2 protein-coding genes are annotated in these 1,306 nt (G+C 69.8%); one reads left to right on the top strand and one right to left on the bottom strand.

Features of this window, described 5'->3' with window-relative positions; all coding sequences use genetic code 11:
* On the bottom strand, nucleotides 1-339 hold a 339-nt coding region (locus AC1DYX_RS31220), incomplete at its 3' end, for a LysR family transcriptional regulator (RefSeq protein WP_477266106.1).
* 84 nt (nucleotides 340-423) lie between these two features.
* Between AC1DYX_RS31220 and AC1DYX_RS31215 the strand changes: the two genes are divergently transcribed.
* Nucleotides 424-1,188: a sulfite exporter TauE/SafE family protein gene (locus tag AC1DYX_RS31215; RefSeq protein WP_477266104.1), complete on the top strand. Its 765-nt coding sequence runs from the start codon at nucleotides 424-426 to the stop codon at nucleotides 1,186-1,188.
* Nucleotides 1,189-1,306: the final 118 nt, after the last annotated feature.

Raw genomic sequence — 1,306 nt, 5'->3', positions numbered from 1 at the left:
CGCCAGCACTGCCGGCAGGTATTCGGAGAGTGCCGCCGTATTGCACAGCAGCCGTACCTGGCCCTTGAGGCCCGCCGCGTGCTCGCCCAGTTCCGCGCGCAGGCGCGCCAGTTGCTGGAACACGAGGCGGGCGTGGCGCTGCAGGGCGAGACCCGCGGCCGTCGGCTGCACGCCGCGCCGGCCGCGCACGAGCAGCGGTACGCCCAGCGCCGCTTCCATGTTCTGGATACGCTCGCTGGCGGACGCCAACGCCAGGTGCGCGCGCTGGCTGCCCGCCGTGATGCTGCCCGCGTCCACCACGTGCAGGAACAGTTGCAAGTCCACCAGGTCGAATCGCATGGGTTCTCTCGTTTCGGTTCAGCCGAAGGGTGATTGCGGTAATCCCGCATTTGCCATCGCCCCGGATCGAGGCAGAATCGTCGCATGGATACTATCGCATTCGCGCACACGCCGCGCGACCTCCTGCTGATTTTCTGCGTGTTCGTGCTGGCCGGCCTCGTCAAGGGCGTCGTCGGGCTCGGCCTGCCGACGGTCGCCGTCGGCCTGCTGGGCATCGTGATGGCACCGCGCGAGGCCGCCGCGCTGCTCGTCGTGCCTTCGCTGGTGACGAATGTCTGGCAGCTTGCCGCCGGCCCGGCCTTTGGCCCGCTCGTGCGCCGGCTGTGGCCGATGCTGGTGGCGATCGTGCTCGGGACGCTGGGCGGCGGCCTGCTGCTGCCGGGTGTCGACGGCGCCGATGCGGCCGCCGCGCTGGGCGGGGCGCTGCTGCTGTATGCGCTGGCCGGGCTGGCGTCGTTCGTGCTGCACGTGCCTGCCAGTGCCGAGCGTGCCGCGGGGCCGCTCGTGGGCCTGGCCACCGGCATCGTCACGGCGGCGACGGGCGTGTTCGTGATCCCGGCCGTGCCTTATCTGCAGGGCCTGCGGCTGGAACGCGACGCGCTGGTGCAGGCGCTGGGCCTGTGCTTCACGGTGTCGACCGTCGCTCTCGGTGCGTCGCTGCTGCTGGCGGGCGAGTATCCGGCGGGGGCGGCGGGGATGTCGCTGGCGGCGCTGGTGCCGGCCATGGTCGGCATGACGTGCGGGCAGTGGATACGCGGGCGGATCCGGGCGCAGACGTTCCGGCGGTGTTTCTTCGTGGGCCTGCTGGGACTCGGATTGCACCTGATGCTCAAGCCGTTCATCGCCTGACGTTTGGGTGATGCCGGCGTCCGCGTGGGCACGGGGTGCCCACCCTGTAAAGGCAAAGTTAAAATGTCCGCTTTGGGCAAAGTTGAAATGTCCGCTTTTTGTGGGGTTTCAGACACGC

The sequence above is a fragment of the Massilia sp. P2_C2 genome, from assembly GCF_056404615.1.
Note: the sequence above shows the minus strand (reverse complement) of the source record. Positions and strands in the feature narration are given on the sequence as shown.

Bases quoted from the DNA above. Each gene is read 5' to 3' on its own strand.
- AC1DYX_RS31215 (WP_477266104.1), top strand. From the start codon at position 424: ATGGATACTATCGCATTCGCGCACACGCCGCGCGACCTCCTGCTGATT.